This is a genomic window from Yersinia vastinensis, assembly GCF_044905075.1.
In the GTDB taxonomy this organism is placed as follows: domain Bacteria; phylum Pseudomonadota; class Gammaproteobacteria; order Enterobacterales; family Enterobacteriaceae; genus Yersinia; species Yersinia vastinensis.
This window is the reverse complement of sequence record NZ_CP173260.1, coordinates 1213780-1235169: the sequence shown is the minus strand read 5'-3', so window position 1 is coordinate 1235169 and position 21390 is coordinate 1213780. Positions and strand designations below refer to the sequence as shown.

Sequence of the window (21390 nt, the reverse complement as noted above, 5' to 3'; positions counted from 1 at the left end):
AGCTCCCTTATATTTTTATAAATAATGAGCGAAATTACTCTCCGCGCAATGTTTTGACATCATCAGCTTTGATATTCAGTGCCGGTTGCCCAAACTGTTGCAGCAAATAATTACTCAAACTCACCACCTGTTCATCCGTCAATGTGTTTGCAAAACCCGGCATAAATACCTCGCCCTCATTAGTTTTACGCGACACGCCGTGGAGAATCACATTAATCAGGTTATTCGGCGCTGATGCCCCCACCACAGAATTCTTCATTAAAGATGGATAGTAACCATCTTTCACTCCGCCCCCTGTAAACCCATGACAAGAAGCACAGTTCCCCAGATACAGGCGCGCACCGTCAGTGGTGTTATCTGCCATGAAAGGCATGCCGCGTAATGTATTGACGCTAGTCGCTGCTTGCCCCCAATCCGAGCGACTCTTGGTTTCATCGTCCGGGTTGAGTGGTTTCAGTGTTCGCAAGTAAACCGCCATAGCATTCAGATCACTGTCAGTCAGATGTCGGGTACTGTTTTCAATCACTTCGGCCATTGGCCCGGCAGCCTGGGCTTTGCCATCAACATGGCCGTTACGCAGGTATTGCACAATCTGCTCCTGACTCCAGCCGCCAATCCCGGCATGGGGGTCTGAGGTAATATTGAATGCCGTCCAGCCATCGACCTCTGTGCCTGCATAAGCTTTACTGTCTTTCATTCCCATCGTGATATTGCGTGGCGTGTGACATTCACCACAGTGCCCTAACGCCTCGACAAAATAAGCGCCTTGATTCCACTGCGCATCTTTACTGCTATCTGGTTCAAAACGCTGTCCGTCGAAGTTCACCAGATTCCAAAACCACAATCCCCAGCGCTGATTAAAGGGGAACGGCATATCATTCTCACGGTTTGGTTGATGCACTGCAGGCAGGCTGAATAGATAGGCTTTAATGGCCTTGACGTCATCATCTTTCAGCAAAGTATAGGAGGTGTAAGGGAATGCCGGGTAGAGATTTTCGCCGTTTTTGCCTTTCCCTTCATGTAATGCACGCAAAAACTCCTCATCCGTCCAACCACCAATTCCCGTTTCTTTGTCGGGCGTAATGTTCGGCGAATATAACGTGCCCATCGGGGTTTTAAACGCCAAGCCACCGGCAAAAGGTTTGCCGTCTTTGGTGGTATGACAGGCCACGCAGTCAGCGGCTTTGGTGAGATATTCACCGCGCGCAATTAAATTAGCGTCAGCACTGGCATACCCGCTGATGGCGAATCCTAATGCAACCAGCAGGGGTTTCACTGAGTGACCCAGGTTTTGTTTTGTCATCTTACACCTCGGCCTTTAATGTTTCAGCGATACGCAGAGAGAGCGCGGCAATGGTCAGAGTACAATTCACTGACCCCACCGTTGGCATCACACTGCTACTGGCGATAAACAAATTTTTATGGTCATGGGTACGGCAATCACTGTCCACCACAGAGTCTTTCGGATCATTGCCCATAATAGTGGTGCCGGTAATATGGTTGTTATTGGCAAAATTATTATGGAACTGAACTTCAGTGCCCCCCATTAACTTCGCCGCCTCAGCATAGACTTGTTGGGTGTGCACCGCACTTTTGCGAACATAATCATCCATCGCATAGTAAAACTCGGGTTTTGGGATACCGATGGCATCTTTTTCTGTCGTGCTGGGAATAATGCGATTTTCCACGTGAGGCAGAATTTCGTGGAAACTATCGAATTGCACAAAGCGCGCTGCCCGATCACGAATTTTGGCGTCAAGCTGCGGCCCCAGTTGCAAATCACCTTGTTTAAGCTGCTCAATAGTGACTTGGTCCGTGCGTGACAAGTTAGATAAATGGATCTTTTTCGCTGCATACTCAGCGCGGAAAGCCCCATCACGGAATCCAATTAACGAGGTCATCTCTTGCGGCCCGCGCCCCGGCCAGAGGGGTTCATTAGCCATAAAGGTAACGCCAGTCCCCGGATGGTCCATCAGGTTGCGCCCAACCATATCTGAACTGTTCCCGATACCAAGTGGATTTTTATCACTGGTTGACATCAACATCAGCTTTGGAATTTCGATACCATTGGCCGCCAACACAAAATACTTACCTTCAGCACGATGTTCATTGCCTTGCGCATCTTTAAACAGTGCGGCGGTAATCTGCTGCTGGTCGTTCACTTCCAACTTATAGACCACCGCTTGTGGGCGTACGATAGCTCCAGCACGTTCTGCTTTTTCAACATGGGTGATGCCGTTATACATGGCACCAATCGGGCAAATTGGCATGCAGTTATTGTTGCCGCAGCAGGTAGGACGGCCATCGTAAGGGCGACTATTTCGGGCAACAGGCTCTGTTACCACATGAAAAGGGCTACCATTAAAATTGTGGCTATTTAATACTGTTTTGATGCGCTGTTCATTCCAAGATAGCGGCAGCGGGGCCATCGGATAAGGCTCACTGCGGGGTGAACCTAAATCTTCATCGCTCGGCCCCCACACGCCTAATTCCTGTTCTGCGCGGAAATACCACTTTTCCAATGCCGCATACTCAATCGGCCAATCGCGCCCTACGCCATAAACTGTTTTTAGCTTGAAATCATTCGGTAGGAAACGCCAAGCTGATGCAGCCCAATGCCAGGTAGTACCGCCAACAGCCCGGATATACTGTACATCGTAAGGATGTTCACCCTTTTGAATCAGATAGTTATTATTAGGATTAGATTCCGGATGGGGAGCATAAGGTGTTGAAGGGTAAGGTGCCATATTGTCTGACTTATCAGGCTGATTGCGGAAATTCTCCACTATTTCCCAACGTGAAAGACGTGGACCCGCCTCCAAAACCAAGACAGATTTTCCGGCCATGGCTAATTGATGAGCCACTAATCCACCCGCAACGCCCGAGCCAATAACGACGATGTCCGCCTTAAGTGTGTCAGCCATAAATGTATTCTCCAAAATTATAAGGCGACATCAGGCTTTGCAGCCCAGTATCCAGGTTTATTCGGGCAATAAGAGCGAATAACCAACACATCGGATACCGCATCGAACATCAACGCATTTTCATAGCTGATAACAGCAGCGTCAGTCCCTTCACCAATCACGCCGACATACCAACCTTGTAAAATCTGACGAGCAATTTGCTGTTGTAGTGACGACCACTGATCGGGTTCACCGGCAGGCAAGGGTTGCAATAAAGCCAGTTTCTGGTCAAAACCACCGATTTTACCCAGCAAGACCTGATAAATACGCTGGCCTACCTGTGCATTAAGCTGGCGTTTTCCGGTCAGTGCCCGGGACACCAACATGAATCGTTCCAAATTCTGCGGTGAACTTTGGGTAGATGCGGCGAAAGCATCCAGAGAGAGAGGATTCATCAGGCTACTAACCAGCCCGACACCGACATACCCCAGCAAACGACGGCGTGAAATACCGCGCACCTGAGGTATCGGAGAGAGAGTGACCGACATGTTTTTTCTCCACAAAAGAGCACGCGCGCAGTATTCATCCGTTACATTTATGGACATGCTGTTAAGAGACATGGCGTTAACAGATGCGGGTTACTGCGAGCTAAACTACCGTGCGGTTTACGCAGCAGCAGTGGCAATCTTGACTAATAATGAATGGATTCCTCGCCTTGTTGGCGATGTGAATTATAAAATGAAGATGTTAAACATTTAGTTTAGTTGTAAAGATTCGTCAAGATTATACCGCCCTCAATGAGAGGGTAAAGTTAAATGTGATGTGAGTCACATTTCGTAACTATACCGACTAATTTTTCCCCCACTCGATTAATACATCAACACGGTTAAGGACATAGGCAACTTGATCCCAAATTTTGGGGTTTTTAGTTGAGTCTTCATTACGCAAAAACGCGACTAATAGTGTTTTAACTTGTTGTAATGCGGCATTGTCAGCCAACGAGCCACTATTTTGTGCAAAAAGACGCGCTAATGTTGTTGCTTGCTGTCGCAGAGCAGTAGCCACAGCACCATGATTAAGTGACGCATTCATTATTTGTGATAACACCCAAGGTATATAGAAACGGCAAAGACTCGCCTTCAGTACGTTATAATCCGTTGAGGACCAAGATGTATTTAGCCCACCGCAAAGAGTGCCATTATTTTGTGCTCTGGCACTCATTTCACAGACTCCCTTTTCCACATCGAGTACATGCATCAGTGATTCATTACCAATAAATATTGCATCTTGAGGTTTTCGTTCATTAAAATCGACAGCCAGACCAATACGCTCCCCTAATTTAGGGCCGGTTAAAGCACCACGAAAAGTCACTCTTTGCGGTTTATCATTAATATAAAAGTGCAAAACTTTATTTTCATGACCATTAACTAAGTAACGATAACCTTGATCTGGCATAAAATACCATCGGTGCGTATACATATTATAAGCGGTGCCATTATCACAGCGAAATGAAATTGAGTCATCACTATAACTACTGCGATTATAGGTGAAGGAAACGGGTGAGCCACCTTCACTCTTATTATTGACTAACGAAAGGCAGGATGCCTCGGTTAACATTCCTTCTTCATTTGATTTATTATAAGCAATCAAATATTGCGTTTCAGCATTATAGTAAACATCCCACCGTTTTTTCTCATCTGAACCCCAATAGATATTAATATCATCAAGCTCATCTAAATGATGGAAAACAGCATCACGATGCCCTACGTCATTTAGCATTTCAAACGTTTCTTTATATTGTAGAAATGGCCTAACTGCAGATGATTTTAATTTTTCAATGTATTGATCATCAAACCATATTGTATCTATATCCATTTCATCTTCAGGATAGTAACTCCTCACTCTTCGGCCTGAGAGATGATTGACTAAACTCTCCCTGGCATTTAAATCAACATAAAATCCTTTTTCATCCAATAACAGAGGAGTACCCGTTCCCTGATTGACTAATACATTTTTCCCTTCTATTTTTTTGGGGAGCCAACGTTGACCTAGATTAGAAAAGTCACAATAAGAAAAGGTAACCTCAGCACTTAACTTATTCTTTCGTCGATCTGTCGTATGCAAGCAATAGAGATTACGGTCAAACCCTTGCCCGGTGAATGCTGTCATAATTTGCCCAGCATGGCTGTAAAATATAGATGAACTTTGCCCGTCAGCATCTGTAGGATGATGTTTTCGAGTTAGGATAATGCTGTGCCCATGGCTAATATAGTAATTATAGCCAAAATATTTTTCTGGAAATAAATCTGAATGGTAATTAAATACGATTCGTTTACTGGCTGGATATAATGTTTTTGGCAATACACGATAAGAGCTGATATCTGACATTAATCCATACTTTCTCAAATCATCAGCATTAGTATCTTGATAGAGTGATTTTGCATTTCCGGTAAATGAAAAATCACTGAATATATCGACCTGAATATTTAAGGGAATTTTAATAGAGGATATATTATTATTCCACTGACTAAATAGCCATTCATCCTCCGTATAATATGGCACACAAAACCTTTTAGAATCACTTCTTTCAACATAATTATCAGCAGAATAAAAACAGACATTGTCATCATTAAAATGATCGGACATTGCATTGAGTGAGATGAAAACTAATACATATAATATCTTACCTGATTGATTAATATCCATATTTCACCTTTAAACACAAGCAAAAATAAACATGCTTTTTTTTGCATGACCCAGTGTGTAGTGACTTACTTTTTCATCCTCTCATAGAGAGACTTAAGTGAATAGAATAATCCACAGAGAATTAACTCATTTTTTATTGACAATAAAATATAAAAACAAAAAATAGTTTTTATACTGACAAAAACATAAAACAAAAAGCCTCTGAAATATCAGAGGCTTCCATTCAATTACATAAAACTATGCTATCGAGAAAAAACGATATTTATTCCCACTCGATCGTTGCTGGTGGCTTACCACTGATATCGTAAACTACACGGGAAATACCATTCACTTCATTAATGATGCGATTTGAAACGCGACCAAGGAAGTCGTATGGCAGATGCGCCCAATGTGCGGTCATGAAATCGATAGTTTCAACGGCGCGCAGTGACACAACCCAATCGTATTTACGACCATCGCCCATCACACCAACTGAACGAACCGGCAGGAAGACCGTAAAGGCTTGGCTAACTTTATTGTACAAGTCCGCTTTATGTAGCTCTTCAATAAAGATGGCATCCGCGCGGCGCAGCAAATCGCAATACTCTTTCTTCACTTCGCCCAACACACGTACACCAAGGCCCGGCCCCGGGAATGGATGACGGTACAGCATGTCGTATGGCAGGCCCAATTCCAGACCAATTTTACGGACTTCGTCTTTAAACAACTCTTTCAGCGGCTCTACCAACCCAAGTTTCATCTCTTTTGGTAAACCACCCACATTGTGGTGAGATTTAATCACATGAGCTTTACCGGTAGCAGATGCAGCAGACTCAATCACGTCTGGATAGATAGTACCCTGTGCCAGCCACTTCACTTGCTCTTGTTTACAGGCTTCTTCATCGAACAATTCAACAAATACGCGACCGATGATTTTACGTTTTGCTTCTGGCTCATCAACACCCGCCAGTGCCGCGAGGAAACGGTCTTCTGCTGCAACATGGACAATGTTCAGACCGAATTTATCGCCAAACATCTCCAAGACTTGTTCCGCTTCGTTCAGGCGAAGTAAGCCGTTATCAACAAACACGCAAGTCAGGCGTTTACCAATAGCACGATGCAGCAGCATTGCAGTGACGGATGAGTCAACACCACCTGATAGCCCTAGGATGACATGGTCTTCACCGATTTGCTCACGCAGGCGAACAACAGCATCTTCAATGATAGTAGCCGGGGTCCACAATGCTTCACAGGCGCAGATATCCAGAACAAAACGTTCTAACAAGCGTTGGCCTTGCTTGGTATGGGTCACTTCAGGATGGAACTGTACACCGTAAAAATGTTTTTCTTCGTTGGCCATAATGGCAAACGGGCAGGTATCTGTGCTGGCAACCGTCACAAAATCAGATGGGATTGCCGTGACTTTGTCACCATGGCTCATCCAAACATCCAGCACCGCTTCGCCGGCTGGATTGATAGCATCTTTGATATCACGAATCAGTGCACATTCAGTTTTAATTTCAACCTGTGCATAACCGAACTCGCGCTGATTAGAGCCTTCAACTTTGCCGCCTAACTGGGTTGCCATGGTCTGCATGCCGTAGCACACACCTAATACCGGCACACCCGCAGTGAAAACATAATCTGGCGCGCGCGGACTATCATGCTCCGTGGTGCTTTCAGGGCCACCAGAAAGAATGATACCGCTTGGATTAAACTCACGGATCTGGGCTTCGGTCACGTCCCACGCCCATAGCTCACAATAGACACCGATTTCACGAACACGGCGCGCGATTAACTGGGTGTATTGCGAACCGAAATCAAGAATAAGGATGCGATGTTTATGAATATTTTTTGTCATGTGCGGCATGTTCCACAAGTTTTTAATAAAATAATTGAAAGCATTTCCGTGGCATAACCAAGAACTTGGTTAGCGCCCGCAGCACAGTATGCGCAATTGACACCCAGTCAATAAGCAATACGAGCTGCGGGCGATGTCCATATTCGCCGGTTTACGCCCCTGAAATTAGCCCATGCGATAGTTTGGTGACTCTTTAGTAATCGTCACATCATGCACATGGCTTTCTTGAATACCTGCACCACTGATGCGAACAAACTCAGCTTTGGTGCGTAATTCATTGATGGTGCCACAGCCGGTCAAACCCATACATGAACGCAGGCCTCCCATTTGCTGATGCACAATCTCTTTCAACAAACCTTTATATGCCACGCGCCCTTCGATACCCTCTGGCACCAATTTGTCGGCCGCATTATCGGTCTGGAAATAGCGGTCTGAAGATCCTTTGGACATAGCACCCAAAGAACCCATACCGCGATAAGATTTGAATGAACGCCCCTGATAGAGTTCGATTTCACCTGGAGATTCTTCAGTACCTGCCAGCATGGAGCCGACCATCACACAGGACGCGCCTGCTGCAATGGCTTTAGCAATATCGCCAGAGAAACGAATACCGCCATCGGCAATCACCGGGATCCCAGTACCTTCCAATGCTTCAACCGCATCAGCAATAGCCGTTATCTGTGGAACACCAACACCGGTCACGATACGAGTCGTACAGATTGAACCAGGGCCGATACCCACTTTAACTGCGCTAACACCCGCATCAGCCAAGGCTTTAGCCCCAGCCCCAGTCGCGACATTACCGCCAACAATTTGCAGGTTAGGATATTTAGCACGAGTTTCGCGGATACGTTGCAGAACGCCTTCAGAGTGACCATGAGATGAGTCAATCAACAAAACATCGACGCCAGCAGCAACCAGAGCATCGATACGCTCTTCATTACCCGCACCGGCACCAACCGCAGCACCGACACGCAGACGGCCATGCTCGTCTTTACAAGCATTAGGTTTGCGCTCTGCTTTTTGGAAGTCTTTTACAGTGATCATGCCGCGCAGATGGAAGCTATCGTCCACAACCAACGCTTTTTCGACACGTTTTTCATGCATTTTTTGCAGAACAACTTCGCGAGCTTCGCCTTCTTTAACCGTAACCAAACGCTCTTTCGGTGTCATAACCGCCGTCACGGGTTGGTCCAGATCAGTAACAAAGCGAACATCACGGCCAGTAATGATCCCAACCAGTTCGTAATCTTCGGTCACGACCGGATAACCGGCAAAACCATTACGGGCGGTCAGTTCTTTAACTTGGCGGAGAGTGGTGGTTGGTGTCACTGTTTGTGGCTCGGTAACAACGCCACTTTCATGTTTTTTCACCCGACTGACTTCTTCAGCCTGGCGCTCAATGGACATATTTTTGTGGATGAACCCTAAACCGCCCTCTTGTGCCAGCGCAATGGCCAGACGAGACTCGGTTACGGTATCCATTGCTGCGGACAGCATAGGGATATTCAGGCGGATAGTTGCAGTCAGTTGAGTACCAAGTTCTGCCGTATTAGGCAAGACTGTGGAGTGGGCTGGAACCAGGAGAACGTCGTCAAATGTTAGAGCTTCTTTCGCGATACGTAGCATGGGCAATATCTCACCAAGGTGAATGTAAAAAGATAAAATATTGCCGTGGCATTATACAGAGCGTAATCGGTTGCCTCCAGCACTTTCTCATTATTTTTCTTGCCAAGCAGTTTGAGGCAGGTAATATCGATCAATTAAGTGCTTGTTTAAAAACTTGATCCAGGTCACATGTCACAATCTTCTGCGCCATCAATTTTTACTGTCAGCCGCCTGAATCAGACGGTGCGACAACTGCTGGAAATGGAAATGGGCCTGATTTGGCTCACTGCCGAGATTTCCAACTTCTCGCAGCCTTCGTCTGGTCACTGGTATTTCACCTTGAAAGATGACCGGGCGCAGGTGCGTTGCGCGATGTTCCGCAACAGTAATCGCCGGACAACTTTTCGTCCGCAAAATGGCCAGCAAGTGTTGGTCAGGGCCTCAATTACGCTGTATGAACCGCGCGGCGATTACCAATTAATTGCAGAAAGCATGCAACCCGCCGGTGACGGATTACTGCAACAACAGTTTGAGCAACTTAAACAGCAACTCGCCGCTGAGGGGCTTTTTGACCAGAGCCACAAGCAATCACTGCCTAATCCGGCTAAACAAGTCGGGGTTATTACTTCATCCAGCGGTGCCGCACTGCACGATGTTTTACAGGTTTTACAACGCCGTGATCCTTCACTGCCAGTCATTATTTACCCGACCCCCGTGCAAGGCGTCGATGCTCCTGTGCAAATTGTCCGTGCGATTCAATTAGCTAACTTGCGTGGTGAATGCGATGTGTTAATCGTCGGGCGTGGTGGCGGTTCACTGGAAGACTTATGGAGTTTTAACGACGAACGAGTGGCTCGTGCCATCTTTAACAGCCGCATTCCTATTGTCAGTGCCGTCGGCCATGAAACCGATGTCACTATTGCTGATTTTGTCGCTGACCTACGCGCCCCAACGCCTTCAGCTGCCGCAGAACTAATCAGCCGCAACCAAATCGAGTTAGTTAGGCAAATACAGGGGCAGCAACAGCGAATGGAAATGGCGATGGATTACTATCTGGCGCAACGCAGCCAACAATTCACTCGCCTTGAGCACCGGCTCCAACAGCAGCACCCGCACCTGCGCCTTGCTCGCCAACAGACGCTTTTGTTGAAGTTGCAACGCCGGTTGGAAGAGAGTGCACAAGCGCAGATTCGCCAGTTAAGTCGACGCACTGAACGCCTTGGGCAACGTTTGGTTCAGGTTCAGCCGCAAAACCAAATTCACCGTTATAACCAACGTGTACAGCAGCAGGAATATCGTTTACGTCAGGCATTAGAACGCCAACTCAATGGCTATCGCCAACGCTTTGGCATCGCCTGTTCGCAATTGGAGACGGTCAGCCCATTGGCGACACTGGCCCGTGGCTACAGTGTCACGCAAACCCCTGAGGGCTCATTACTCAAAACCACCAAGCAAGTGCAGGCTGGCGATAAGTTAACGACCCGATTGCAAGATGGTTGGGTGGAAAGTGAAATCACTCACATCAATGTGGCAAAAAAAACACGTCAGCGTAAAGCAGCAAAATAACGCCAAACCGCCCGGCGTTGTCATTCAATAAAAGCCCTGCCGGCTATCACACCGTCGGCAGATAGCTAAAGTGGACGCGGCTTTTCGAAATCAGCCCATGACCCTGCTGACAAAAATAATCAACCGCACCACAAGCTTTCAACACTTGCAGCGGTTTGCCACAATCAGGGCAATCCGCCTGCTGCTGATAGTTGCCATGACAGTTAGAACAATGAAAGTGATCACTCACTTGCACCATAACCTGTTGGCAAACTGGACATAACGCTTCCATAATTTCTCTCCTAGGTGTTTGTCAAAATTTACATCACGCCCAATGAACGTAAGAAATAAATCCCCAGTGCTGTAGTGAAAAATGACCCCACAGTAGTGAGAGCGATAATGTTCGCAGCCAATACCGCATTCCCTCCCATCGCCCGAGTCATGACATAGCTACCTGCGGCGGTTGGCGTCGCAGAAAAGAGGAAAATAATCCCTAAGGTTGCACCACGGAACCCCATCAGTAAACCACCCAGCGTCATTAAGATAGGCACCACAAATAGTTTTGCTGTTGAGGATAACGCCGCTACATTGGAGGAGCGGAACATGGCATGCCAATCAAGGCTTGCTCCGGTACAGAGCAATGCCAGTGGAAGTGCCAAGGCTGAGATATAACTGCCAGTTTGTGCAATCACTTGAGGAATAGGTAAATAGGTTCGAGCATAAACCACACCACACAGTAAACCAATAATCAGTGGGTTAGTGACAATACTGCGCAACAGTGCCAATTTACTGATTTTCCCACCCTGCCCAGTTTGCAAGCTGCGGGTCAGCGTTATAACTGACAACATATTGAATAATAGTACAGTCACTGTCAGATACATTGACCCCAGCGCCACGCCTTCATCACCATAGGCGGTCATAGCGAACGCTAACCCCATAATCGCTGTATTGGCCCTAAAACCGCCCTGCACAAACACGCCGCGTTCTCTCGGGTCTTTGACTAACCACTTAGCTGCAACCTCAAGCAATAAAAAGGTCACTAAGGTGCCAACCGCGCCATAGATAGCCAAAGGCAAGTTATCCATCAGATTGACGTGATTGGTGGCAACGCTGAAGAACAGCAGACAGGGAAGCGCCAAATTGAAAACTAACTTGGTTGCACCATCGCAGAAACGGTCATCCATCAGACCAAAGCGCCGTAATAGCACACCGAGCAACATCATCAATAAGCTGGGGACGGTGACACTAAACGCAAAACTCCAGGTTTCCCAAGACATGGCTGACGTTCAACTCCTTTTGTTTACCGCTAAGTGGTTCAGAATGTAGATTAGCCAAAAATGCAAAAAGCGCGGAATACCCGCGCTTTGCTGTTATTACTTCGCTTTTTTCAGATGCGACATCAAACGTTTACGCTTACGCATCTGGTTTGGCGTCAAGGTATTGCGCTTACCTGCAAACGGGTTCTCACCCTCTTTAAACTGAATACGGATTGGCGTCCCCATCACTTTCAGTGAACGGCGGAAGTAATTCATCAGATAACGTTTATAAGAATCTGATAAATCAGTCACCTGATTGCCATGGATAACCACGATAGGTGGGTTATAACCACCGGCATGCGCATATTTCAATTTCACACGACGGCCACGCACCAATGGAGGCTGATGATCTTCTTCTGCCATTTGCATAATGCGGGTCAGTAAGGAAGTCCCCACACGCCGGGTAGAACAGTCATAGGCTTCCTGTATAGATTCAAACAGGTTGCCGACACCACTACCGTGCAAGGCAGAAATGAAGTGAATGCGGGCAAAATCAACAAAGCCAAGGCGCAGGTCAAGCATATCTTTAACCTGTGTGCGGGCTTCTTCTGTCATGCCATCCCATTTATTGACCGCAATAACAAGTGAGCGCCCACTATTGAGAATAAAGCCTAACAGAGACAAATCTTGGTCTGAAATACCATCACGGGCATCAATTACCAACAGCACCACGTTGGAATCTTCAATTGCCTGCAAGGTTTTAATGACCGAGAATTTTTCAACCGCCTCAGTAATCTTGCCGCGCTTACGCACACCCGCTGTATCAATCAGAATATATTCACGTTCATCGCGAGTCATCGGAATATAAATGCTGTCACGCGTGGTGCCCGGCATATCATAAACCACCACACGATCTTCACCGAGGATACGGTTAGTTAGTGTGGACTTACCTACGTTAGGACGCCCGACGATTGCCAGCTTAATTGGCAGACTCAGCGGATCAAAGTCATCCTCTTCATCTTCAGGAATGGTGTCTTCTGTCTCTTCCTGTGCAGCCCAATAGGCGGCATTGGCTTCTTCTTCAGTTAACTCAGCTTCTGGCTCTTCGGCGTCCATATAAGGCGCCATAACATCTTCAATCAGTTGAGTCACACCACGACCATGGGAGGCCGCAATTGCATGAACTTCACCCAAACCTAATGAATAAAAATCGGCTGTGGCAGTATCTGGGTCAATCCCATCAGTTTTGTTGGCCACCAGAAAAGTCGCTTTCTCACGACTACGCAGATGTTGGGCAATACCCTGATCCGCAGGCATCAATCCAGCACGTGCGTCCACCATAAACAGAACAATATCGGCTTCTTCAATCGCTAATAACGATTGACCCGCCATTTTGGTTTCGACACCGTCCTCTGTGCCATCAATACCACCGGTATCGATAACGATAAACTCATGACCCTCGACCTCGGCACGACCATATTTACGGTCACGCGTTAGCCCGGGAAAATCCGCGACTAACGCATCTCGGGTATGCGTTAAGCGGTTAAATAGTGTGGATTTACCCACATTCGGGCGCCCGACCAGCGCGATGACAGGTATCATTGTTGAAGCCTCATTACTTAATTTTCAAATCATTACAGCGCTGTACCAACACTTCAACAGCGCAGTTTTTAGAAGACAAACGGCCCCTGAATCTCAGGAGCCGCTTAAATTCCTTCATCCGTGACTTTACGTTTTGACGTATTATTGGCCCTAACGAGGCCCTAAGTCAGGATTAACGGGTGAACGCGTATACCGTGCCGCCTCTCGCCTGAACCAGTAATTTATCGCTTGCAACGACTGGTGCACTCAGGAAGCCGGAGCTATCAACGCTCTGTTGAGCAACAAAACGGCCATCATCGGTATTCACCCAGTGCAGATAACCTTCGGCGTCACCGACAACCAAATAACCATTATACATCACTGGCGCAGTCAAGTTGCGATGTAATAAATCGCTTTGACTCCAAAGGGTTATACCGCCATCAGTTTTCAAGGCGACAATGCGGTCATTCTGATCGACCAAATAAATGCGGCCACCGTCGACGATGATGTCATTAACTGACCCCATCTCGCGTTTCCACAGAATCTGACCAGAGCGCAGATCCAATGCCGTCAGGTTACCGTTGTATGCCAATGCATAAACAACACCATCAACCACAACAGGCGTCGTATCGACGTCATTTAGGCGGTCAATTTCAGTTGTCCCGGTCACCTGAGAAATACGTTGCTGCCAGATTAACTGACCTTGCTCCATCATCACAGCACTGACACGGCCATTATCGCCACCGACAATCGCAGCACCGAATGCAACCGCAGGTGCGGATTCACCACGTAAGGATAATGCTGGAGTATCCAGATTTAACGTCCACTTGATGGCGCCGTCAGATTCATTCAGCGCTTGCAGCATGCCATTTGAGGTATGGACCAGCACCACACCATCGCTGACCACTGGGCGTGATAATGCTTCGCCTGCAACCACGGTTTGCCATGCCACTTGACCATCGTCTGAGTTCAATGCATAAACAACCGCTTTCTCACTACCTACATAGACATGCGCACCTGAGGCTGTTACGCCACCGGATAACATTGCCGAGCGGTTACTGGAGAGGAAGTTAGTTTTCTCAGACAGATCGGTTTGCCAAATTTGCTTACCCGTATCGGCTTCCATGGCCTTTACCAGACCTTTACGGTCAGCGGCAAAGACAGATGTTCCCTGCCAAGCTGGGCGCAGATGAGAGTAATAGTCACCCACTCCACCACCAACAGAAGTGCTCCACACTTTGGTTGGTGTGAATTGGTTTTCAACTTTTGGCAGTGGCGACATGGTAACCACATCTTCTTCACTGTTGAACAGTGAACAACCGCTCAATAGGGCAACAGATACCAGTCCTACTAAGAGTGTTTTACGCAATTGCATGGGAATACCCCTTAGCTGGACAAATTATTCAATTTCATGCGCAACAAGGCTTGCAGCGCCTGAGAAGCATTTGATTCGACGCCTTTACTGTAAGCTGCCCGTGCACCTGCGGTGTCACCTTTGCTTAATAATGCATCGCCACGAACATCTTGAGCCATTGCTGTCCAACCATCACCTTTCACTGCATCCAGCGTTTTCAATGCTTCGTCTGGCTTTTTCAATTGCAGTTGCAAACGAGCAAGACGGAGATTGATCAATGACAGTAAGTTTTCATCTTGTGTCTGACCTAATGCTTGAATCAGTTGCTGTGCGGCTTTATCGAACTCATTTTGTTCAACAAAATGATGTGCCAGCTCTAACCCGGCAAGCACGCCGTAGTTATTTTTATTGCCCTGAACAAATTTTTCAGCGAGAGCAACACCATCAGCGCTATTGGCTGACAAAGCATCGCTGGCTTGCTGATAGGCAGAGGAGGCTTCCGTCATGGCAGTATTTTGATGACTTTGCCAGTAACGCCAACCCACTAATGCACCAATCCCGAGCACCACACCCACGGCCAGCGCTTTACCATTCTCACTAAAGAAACGGCGCACTGCATCAACCTGGTCATTTTCAGTGGTATAGACTTCCACGGTGTCTCTCTCCTTAACCCAACATCAAAGCCAGACGCGCAGCAACATCAGCTTGCGCCAGCGTTTCTTGTTCACCATTCCGCAAATCTTTTACGACCACTTTCTGTGCAGCCACTTCACTTTCGCCAAGCATTAAAGCGACGCGTGCACCCCACTTATCAGCGCGGGTAAATTGCTTTTTGACATTACCGCCGCCGTAATTAGTCATCAACTTCAGCGTTGGCATGGCATCACGCAAATGTTCAGCCAGTAACATTGCCGCACTTTGAGTATTTTGACCAGACGAGATGACATATACATCAACCGTTGCAGGCACTTGGAAGTCAGGATTGACCGCTTGCACCAGCAGAACCAGTCGTTCAAGCCCCATAGCGAAGCCTACTGCTGGTGTTGCCCGACCGCCCAGTTGCTCAACCAGACCATCATAGCGCCCACCCGCACAGACAGTGCCTTGTGCGCCTAAGCTGCTAGTAACCCACTCAAATACTGTGCGATTGTAATAATCTAGTCCACGAACTAAACGTTCGTTGACGGTATATGGGATACCGGCCTTGTCCAAAAGTTCACACAAACCTGCAAAATGCTGTTTGGACTCTTCATCCAGATAATCAGATAACTTAGGCGCATCATTAAGCAGCAACTGAACATCAGGATTTTTGGAGTCCAGCACGCGCAATGGGTTGCTGTACATGCGGCGCTTACAATCTTCATCCAGCACGTCAACATGTTGCTCAAGAAAGGTCACCAACGCCTCACGGTAATCTGCCCGCGCGTCCAATGATCCAATAGAGTTCAGTTCAAGTTGCACATGCTCAGAGATCCCTAAAGCACGCCACCAACGGGCACTCAATAGAATCAACTCGGCATCAATATCAGGCCCTTGCAGCCCGAAAACTTCCGCACCCAACTGATGAAACTGGCGATAGCGGCCTTTCTGTGGACGCTCATAGCGGAACATCGGGCCAACGTACCACAGACGTTGTTCCTGATTGTACAGCAGACCATGTTCAATACCGGCGCGTACGCACCCTGCGGTCCCCTCTGGACGCAGTGTTAGACTTTCGCCATTGCGATCGTCAAAGGTATACATCTCTTTCTCAACCACGTCGGTAACTTCACCGATGGCGCGCTTGAATAACGGGGTCTGCTCTACAATCGGCATGCGGATTTCGCTGTAACCGTAGCCTGCCAGCACTTGCTTTAAAATGCTTTCTATACGCTGCCATACTGCCGTTTCGGCTGGCAGGTAATCGTTCATACCACGAATGGCTTGAATGTTCTTTGCCACGTCTGTTCTCTGTAGTTTTATACCCGATTGACCGGATATTGCAGCACTGTAAGCAACAATATCAATGACGTCGGGCATAGTGCAAAAAATAAAGCCGATTATAGAGGCTTGCTGTCTACATATTCAATGGCGACAATTTGTAACCTCTTACTGGCGCAATATAAAGCGGGCCACGCCCGCTTTTTTCATTCCTACCGATAACACTGCATCAGCAATGCTTACTTGTCATCTAATTGATTGATAGTAATCCGATTATTTGCATCAAGCATGGATGCTTTAGCACGAATTTTAGCTTCTAACTGATCAATCATCGCTTTGTTATCAAAGCGTTCTTTTTGACGGACACCGTCTTCGTAGAAACCACTCTGATGACGTGCGCCAGTCACACCAATGGTTGAAACCAGTGCTTCACCCGGCCCGTTAACTACACAACCAATGATCGAGACATCCATCGGAGTAATCAGATCTTCTAGCCGCTGTTCCAGCGCATTTACGGTGCCAATCACATCAAATTCTTGGCGAGAACAGGTTGGGCAGGCGATAAAATTAATGCCACGGGAACGAATCCGTAGCGATTTAAGAATATCAAAACCGACTTTAACTTCTTCAACCGGATCCGCCGCCAGCGAAATGCGCAAAGTGTCGCCAATCCCTTCGGATAATAACAGCCCCAAACCAATAGCAGATTTAACTGAGCCACTGCGTGCGCCGCCCGCTTCAGTTATCCCTAAATGCAATGGGTTATTAATTTGCTTGGCTAACAAACGGTAGGAATTTACCGCCAGAAAAACATCGGAAGCTTTTACGCTGACTTTAAACTGATCAAAATTGAGGCGGTCGAGGATGTCGACATGACGCATCGCGGATTCAAGCAGGGCTTCCGGCGTAGGTTCGCCATACTTTTCCTGAATATCTTTTTCTAGCGACCCGCCATTGATACCAATACGGATGGGGATGTTGTGATCACGAGCACTGGCAACGACCTCACGAATACGAGATTCGTTACCAATATTGCCGGGGTTAATTCGCAAACAATCGACACCGTATTCCGCTACTTTCAGAGCAATACGGTAGTCAAAGTGAATATCGGCAACCAGCGGAACATTCGACTGCTGTTTGATCAACTTAAATGCCTCAGCCGCATCCATGGTCGGTACTGAGACTCGCACAATATCCGCGCCAACACGTTCCAATGCCTTAATCTGGGCAACAGTCGCATCAACATCAGTGGTTTTGGTATTGGTCATCGATTGCACAGCAATCGGCGCACCATCGCCAATAGGCACTTTACCGACGTAAATCCGGGTAGATTTACGTCGGATAATTGGGGATTCGTTATGCATTCCACACTCTCCTTTACAGTCGTGTAGTTTTCGCAACCCGCAGTCTATCAAAGCTGCAATAGCAGTTTGTCAGCACCACAATGTTGTTTATCAAAAACACAATATTACTCTACACCGACAGTCAGGCGGGCTACGCGATTAGCCTTAATAAACTTACTCAGATCTACGGGATTCCCTTGATAAGTGATCGTTAATGCACTTGGTGCACCAATAGTCAGCTTATAGGGTGATTTACCGGATAGATTGAGGGTCGCGCCCCCTTTTTGAATACCGCTAAATAATGTCTTTCCGCTCGCATCAACAACCTGTAACCAACAATCCGCTGTAAAGTTCATGACTAATGAACCCACAGATGATGCAGCACCGTTCACCCCCGCATCTGCCGTTGGTAAAGGTGGTTGCGCGGTGGATACCTCAGGCAAAGGTGCCTGGCTTGGAGAAACAACCACAGACTCCGCTGGAGTTGTTCCTTGAGAGGCAGTTGTGTCGGTTGGGTTATTCGCCGCATCCACAGGTGCCGCACTGTTCGTCACAGGTGCAGTACCGTTTGCTGTTGGAGTAGAAGGCGGGTTATTCACAACCGGGACATCCGTCGAGGATGCCGCCGAGTCACTATTATCATCAGCTAGCGGCACAGATTGGCCACCATTTTGCGACAGTTGGGCAGAAGATTGATCAGCCATAGTGGCTATCTCCGCTTGCTGCGCCTGATGATTTTGCCACCACCATGCCCCTGTCAGACCGAGCACAACCAACACAATAAGCCAGGTGAAACTCATCAACCAGCCATCACGTTTTTTATGCTTTTTACCCAATGAGAAACTTTGCATTGGGGCGACCTTAGCCGCTCTGATTGGAGCCTGCTTTGCCAGCATGGGCAACAGTTCATCTTCAGGAAGATGAACTAGTTTAGCGTAAGAACGAATGTAACCACGGTGGAATGTTGAGGCGAGATTAGCTTGTGCTTTATCCTCCTCAATATCACGGATTGTGGATACTTTCAGACACAGACGTTCTGCAACCATCTGCTGAGTTAACCCGAGTGCTTCACGGGCTTGACGCAGGCGCACACCTGTCGTCTCTGGAACAGTTTGATCTTGGGAGGCTTCAGTATTCATTAGCTAGAAAATGCTGGTACTGTTTGGATTGTGGAAAACTTCGCGCAAGCTGCTTGCCATAGCGTTGTACACTATCTTGACGGCCTGCTAGCGCGGCGAAACGAATTTGTAGCCATAAACTTTCAGCACTGGCTGGAAGTACATGTTGATAAACATCCAGTAATAGTTGCGCCTGAGCGCGATTCCCTTCTCCAAAATGCCGTTGAGCTTCTGCAAGCAGTGGCTCACCTTTGTCCGGATCATACTTCAATGCCCGACTCAAGAGAACTCGAGCCTGATCATTTTGATTCGCCCGCAAAAAGCAATATCCCGCGTTTTCCAGACTATCTGCAACCTGACCGTAATCAGGCGACAGCACCGCTGCGCTAAACTGTTGTTGAGCCGGTACATACTGCCCTAAACTACACAGAAACGCACCGTAATTATTCAGTACAGTGCCATTTCCCGGTGCCAGTTTCATCGCTTGTTGATAACGCTGCTCTGCCGCATCATTTTCACCAATGCGTTGCTCATAAAAAGCCATGCCCAATTGAGCGCGATAATCCTGTGGATCCGCCGCTACAGCCTTCTCAAGATTCTGCCGCGCAGCATTCAAATCACCTTGCGCCAGATATTCTAAACCCAGTTGTAACCGTGTTTGCCCTGCGGCAGGTTGACTCACGTTTTCCGGAGGTGAACCGGAACAACCAGCCAATACCGTTGTGATTAGGCAAACTCTCCACAGTTTTGTCAGCTTCATGCTTTCTCAATTGTCCTTATGTGTGAAGATAAGTACCGATATCAGGTACTCATGTTATTCCCATTACTGACTTTTGAATAACCTTTTTAGCATCGATTATCTAACAAATTATAAGTTTAATAACAAATAGTTATACACAGATAGCTGGCATCAAAAATCAGACTGTTTTAATAGCGATAGGTTCACCCGCCATTTTCTTTTTCAACGTCCGTTTAGTTCGGTCAATAACTTCACCGGCCAATTGTCCACATGCCGCATCAATATCATCACCGCGAGTTTTACGAACGATGGTCGTAAACCCATATTCCATCAATACTTTAGAGAAACGATCTACTCGGCTATTTGAGCTACGGCCATACGGTGCTCCTGGGAACGGGTTCCATGGAATCAAGTTAATCTTGCATGGAGTGTCTTTCAGGCATTCAGCCAGTTGATGAGCTTGCTCGGTGCTGTCATTGATGTGATCCAGCATAACGTATTCAACCGTAACCCGCCCACCATTGGCATTAGATTTCGCTAAATAGCGACGAACCGCCGCGAGGAAGGTTTCAATATTGTATTTCCGGTTAATTGGCACAATTTCATCACGGATATCATCCGTAGGTGCATGCAGTGAAATGGCCAGAGCAACATCAATCATATCGCCCAATTTATCCAGAGCCGGGACCACACCTGAGGTGGACAATGTCACGCGGCGTTTGGATAAACCAAAACCAAAGTCGTCCATCATGATATCCATCGCAGGGACCACGTTATTCAGGTTCAGCAACGGCTCACCCATGCCCATCATCACCACATTGGTAATGGGGCGCGTACCGGTTGATTTTAATGAACCGATAATCTTCGCGGCGCGCCATACTTGACCGATAATTTCAGAAACACGCAGGTTGCGGTTGAAACCTTGCTGGGCCGTGGAACAGAATTTACATTCCAATGCACAACCTACCTGAGAAGATACACACAATGTGGCACGGTCGCCTTCAGGGATATACACCGTTTCGACTTGCTGATCGCCAACTTTAATGGCCCATTTAATGGTGCCATCGGTTGAGCGCTGTTCTTCTGCGACTTCGGGTGCACGGATTTCAGCAACACGCTGTAACTTGGCACGTAACCCTTTATTGATATCGGTCATTTGCTCGAAATCATCAAAGCAGTAGTGATACATCCACTTCATGACCTGATCTGCACGGAAAGGCTTTTCGCCCATCTCGGCAAAAAATTCGCGCATTTGCTGACGATTTAAGTCCAGCAGATTGATTTTGCTGGTGACGGGGGCGGCGGTGTTAACCGCATTGTCAGACTGAGGGGCAGCATCAATCGGCATTGATGCAGTTAATAATTGTTCGGACATGAGTTGTCGTGGCCTCGTTGTTACACTTTACGGCGCTGCGCTTTAAACCGGGTACGGCTTTCGAAACGGCGATGAATAAATAATAGAACGCCCCGGGAGAGA

At 47.3% G+C, this 21390-nt stretch carries 18 protein-coding genes; 2 read left to right on the top strand and 16 right to left on the bottom strand.

The window, feature by feature from the left end; genetic code table 11:
• Positions 1 to 34: 34 nt before the first annotated feature.
• The 3 genes from ACIOG0_RS05635 to ACIOG0_RS05625 are packed head-to-tail and all read right to left on the bottom strand — an operon-like array spanning position 35 to position 3451.
• Entirely contained in the window at positions 35 to 1303 is a 1269-nt protein-coding gene (locus ACIOG0_RS05635) for a cytochrome c (protein ID WP_050140676.1), read from the bottom strand.
• A gap of 1 nt (position 1304) precedes the next feature.
• On the bottom strand, positions 1305 to 2924 hold the full coding sequence (locus ACIOG0_RS05630; RefSeq protein WP_128451386.1) for a GMC family oxidoreductase: 1620 nt from the start codon (positions 2922 to 2924) through the stop codon (positions 1305 to 1307).
• A 17-nt stretch (positions 2925 to 2941) separates the two neighbouring features.
• A complete protein-coding gene (locus ACIOG0_RS05625; protein ID WP_050140674.1) occupies positions 2942 to 3451 on the bottom strand; it encodes a sugar dehydrogenase complex small subunit in 510 nt (169 codons plus the stop codon).
• On the opposite strand from ACIOG0_RS05625, the gene ACIOG0_RS05620 reads away from it, so the two are divergent.
• Complete coding sequence (locus tag ACIOG0_RS05620; RefSeq protein WP_164908354.1) at positions 3441 to 3662, top strand: hypothetical protein; 222 nt, start codon at positions 3441 to 3443, stop codon at positions 3660 to 3662. The genes ACIOG0_RS05625 and ACIOG0_RS05620 overlap by 11 nt on opposite strands.
• A 90-nt stretch (positions 3663 to 3752) precedes the next feature.
• Here the strand turns inward: ACIOG0_RS05620 and ACIOG0_RS05615 are convergent, their stop codons facing one another.
• The 3 genes from ACIOG0_RS05615 to guaB form a co-directional block, all read right to left on the bottom strand.
• Entirely contained in the window at positions 3753 to 5609 is a 1857-nt protein-coding gene (locus ACIOG0_RS05615) for a hypothetical protein (RefSeq protein WP_128451385.1), read from the bottom strand.
• 262 nt (positions 5610 to 5871) lie between these two features.
• The gene (gene guaA, locus ACIOG0_RS05610; protein WP_050101380.1) at positions 5872 to 7449 is read right to left on the bottom strand and encodes a glutamine-hydrolyzing GMP synthase; all 1578 of its coding nucleotides are present in this window, start codon (positions 7447 to 7449) and stop codon (positions 5872 to 5874) included.
• A 165-nt stretch (positions 7450 to 7614) separates the two neighbouring features.
• Positions 7615 to 9078 carry an IMP dehydrogenase gene (gene guaB, locus ACIOG0_RS05605; protein WP_050101379.1) on the bottom strand — a complete coding sequence of 488 codons (1464 nt, stop codon included), beginning with the start codon at positions 9076 to 9078 and terminating at the stop codon, positions 7615 to 7617.
• A 168-nt stretch (positions 9079 to 9246) separates the two neighbouring features.
• Here guaB and xseA point away from each other — a divergent pair, with 168 nt between their 5' ends.
• A complete protein-coding gene (gene xseA, locus ACIOG0_RS05600) occupies positions 9247 to 10623 on the top strand; it encodes an exodeoxyribonuclease VII large subunit (RefSeq protein ID WP_128451384.1) in 1377 nt (458 codons plus the stop codon).
• Positions 10624 to 10669: 46 nt separating this feature from the next.
• On the opposite strand, the gene ACIOG0_RS05595 is transcribed toward xseA, so the two are convergent.
• The 10 genes from ACIOG0_RS05595 to ACIOG0_RS05550 form a co-directional block, all read right to left on the bottom strand.
• Positions 10670 to 10894 carry a zinc ribbon domain-containing protein gene (locus ACIOG0_RS05595; RefSeq protein ID WP_050101377.1) on the bottom strand — a complete coding sequence of 75 codons (225 nt, stop codon included), beginning with the start codon at positions 10892 to 10894 and terminating at the stop codon, positions 10670 to 10672.
• A gap of 28 nt (positions 10895 to 10922) precedes the next feature.
• On the bottom strand, positions 10923 to 11879 hold the full coding sequence (locus ACIOG0_RS05590; protein WP_050101376.1) for an AEC family transporter: 957 nt from the start codon (positions 11877 to 11879) through the stop codon (positions 10923 to 10925).
• 96 nt (positions 11880 to 11975) lie between these two features.
• Positions 11976 to 13460 carry a ribosome biogenesis GTPase Der gene (gene der / locus ACIOG0_RS05585; RefSeq protein WP_050101375.1) on the bottom strand — a complete coding sequence of 495 codons (1485 nt, stop codon included), beginning with the start codon at positions 13458 to 13460 and terminating at the stop codon, positions 11976 to 11978.
• 172 nt (positions 13461 to 13632) lie between these two features.
• Positions 13633 to 14814 (bottom strand): outer membrane protein assembly factor BamB, encoded by a 1182-nt coding sequence (gene bamB, locus ACIOG0_RS05580; protein ID WP_128451383.1) that lies wholly within the window; start codon positions 14812 to 14814, stop codon positions 13633 to 13635.
• Between the two features lie 11 nt (positions 14815 to 14825).
• The gene (locus tag ACIOG0_RS05575) at positions 14826 to 15446 is read right to left on the bottom strand and encodes a YfgM family protein (RefSeq protein WP_128451382.1); all 621 of its coding nucleotides are present in this window, start codon (positions 15444 to 15446) and stop codon (positions 14826 to 14828) included.
• 13 nt (positions 15447 to 15459) lie between these two features.
• Positions 15460 to 16734 (bottom strand): histidine--tRNA ligase, encoded by a 1275-nt coding sequence (gene hisS / locus ACIOG0_RS05570; protein WP_050101372.1) that lies wholly within the window; start codon positions 16732 to 16734, stop codon positions 15460 to 15462.
• 218 nt (positions 16735 to 16952) lie between these two features.
• A complete protein-coding gene (ispG, locus tag ACIOG0_RS05565; protein ID WP_050101371.1) occupies positions 16953 to 18077 on the bottom strand; it encodes a flavodoxin-dependent (E)-4-hydroxy-3-methylbut-2-enyl-diphosphate synthase in 1125 nt (374 codons plus the stop codon).
• A 104-nt stretch (positions 18078 to 18181) separates the two neighbouring features.
• Complete coding sequence (gene rodZ / locus ACIOG0_RS05560) at positions 18182 to 19195, bottom strand: cytoskeleton protein RodZ (RefSeq protein WP_050101370.1); 1014 nt, start codon at positions 19193 to 19195, stop codon at positions 18182 to 18184.
• Complete coding sequence (gene pilW / locus ACIOG0_RS05555; RefSeq protein ID WP_050101369.1) at positions 19185 to 19934, bottom strand: type IV pilus biogenesis/stability protein PilW; 750 nt, start codon at positions 19932 to 19934, stop codon at positions 19185 to 19187. The genes rodZ and pilW overlap by 11 nt, the downstream gene beginning before the upstream one ends.
• 157 nt (positions 19935 to 20091) lie before the next feature.
• The gene (locus ACIOG0_RS05550; protein ID WP_230678355.1) at positions 20092 to 21261 is read right to left on the bottom strand and encodes a bifunctional tRNA (adenosine(37)-C2)-methyltransferase TrmG/ribosomal RNA large subunit methyltransferase RlmN; all 1170 of its coding nucleotides are present in this window, start codon (positions 21259 to 21261) and stop codon (positions 20092 to 20094) included.
• Positions 21262 to 21390: the final 129 nt, after the last annotated feature.

Excerpts from the sequence above, each read along its gene's own strand:
- ACIOG0_RS05635 (WP_050140676.1), bottom strand. The coding sequence starts at position 1,303 with ATGACAAAACAAAACCTGGGTCACTCAGTGAAACCCCTGCTGGTTGCA.
- ACIOG0_RS05630 (WP_128451386.1), bottom strand. The coding sequence starts at position 2,924 with ATGGCTGACACACTTAAGGCGGACATCGTCGTTATTGGCTCGGGCGTT.
- ACIOG0_RS05625 (WP_050140674.1), bottom strand. The coding sequence starts at position 3,451 with ATGTCGGTCACTCTCTCTCCGATACCTCAGGTGCGCGGTATTTCACGC.
- ACIOG0_RS05615 (WP_128451385.1), bottom strand. The coding sequence starts at position 5,609 with ATGGATATTAATCAATCAGGTAAGATATTATATGTATTAGTTTTCATC.
- guaA (WP_050101380.1), bottom strand. The coding sequence starts at position 7,449 with ATGACAAAAAATATTCATAAACATCGCATCCTTATTCTTGATTTCGGT.
- guaB (WP_050101379.1), bottom strand. The coding sequence starts at position 9,078 with ATGCTACGTATCGCGAAAGAAGCTCTAACATTTGACGACGTTCTCCTG.
- xseA (WP_128451384.1), top strand. The coding sequence starts at position 9,247 with ATGTCACAATCTTCTGCGCCATCAATTTTTACTGTCAGCCGCCTGAAT.
- ACIOG0_RS05595 (WP_050101377.1), bottom strand. The coding sequence starts at position 10,894 with ATGGAAGCGTTATGTCCAGTTTGCCAACAGGTTATGGTGCAAGTGAGT.
- ACIOG0_RS05590 (WP_050101376.1), bottom strand. The coding sequence starts at position 11,879 with ATGTCTTGGGAAACCTGGAGTTTTGCGTTTAGTGTCACCGTCCCCAGC.
- der (WP_050101375.1), bottom strand. The coding sequence starts at position 13,460 with ATGATACCTGTCATCGCGCTGGTCGGGCGCCCGAATGTGGGTAAATCC.
- bamB (WP_128451383.1), bottom strand. The coding sequence starts at position 14,814 with ATGCAATTGCGTAAAACACTCTTAGTAGGACTGGTATCTGTTGCCCTA.
- ispG (WP_050101371.1), bottom strand. The coding sequence starts at position 18,077 with ATGCATAACGAATCCCCAATTATCCGACGTAAATCTACCCGGATTTAC.
- rodZ (WP_050101370.1), bottom strand. The coding sequence starts at position 19,195 with ATGAATACTGAAGCCTCCCAAGATCAAACTGTTCCAGAGACGACAGGT.
- pilW (WP_050101369.1), bottom strand. The coding sequence starts at position 19,934 with ATGAAGCTGACAAAACTGTGGAGAGTTTGCCTAATCACAACGGTATTG.
- ACIOG0_RS05550 (WP_230678355.1), bottom strand. The coding sequence starts at position 21,261 with ATGCCGATTGATGCTGCCCCTCAGTCTGACAATGCGGTTAACACCGCC.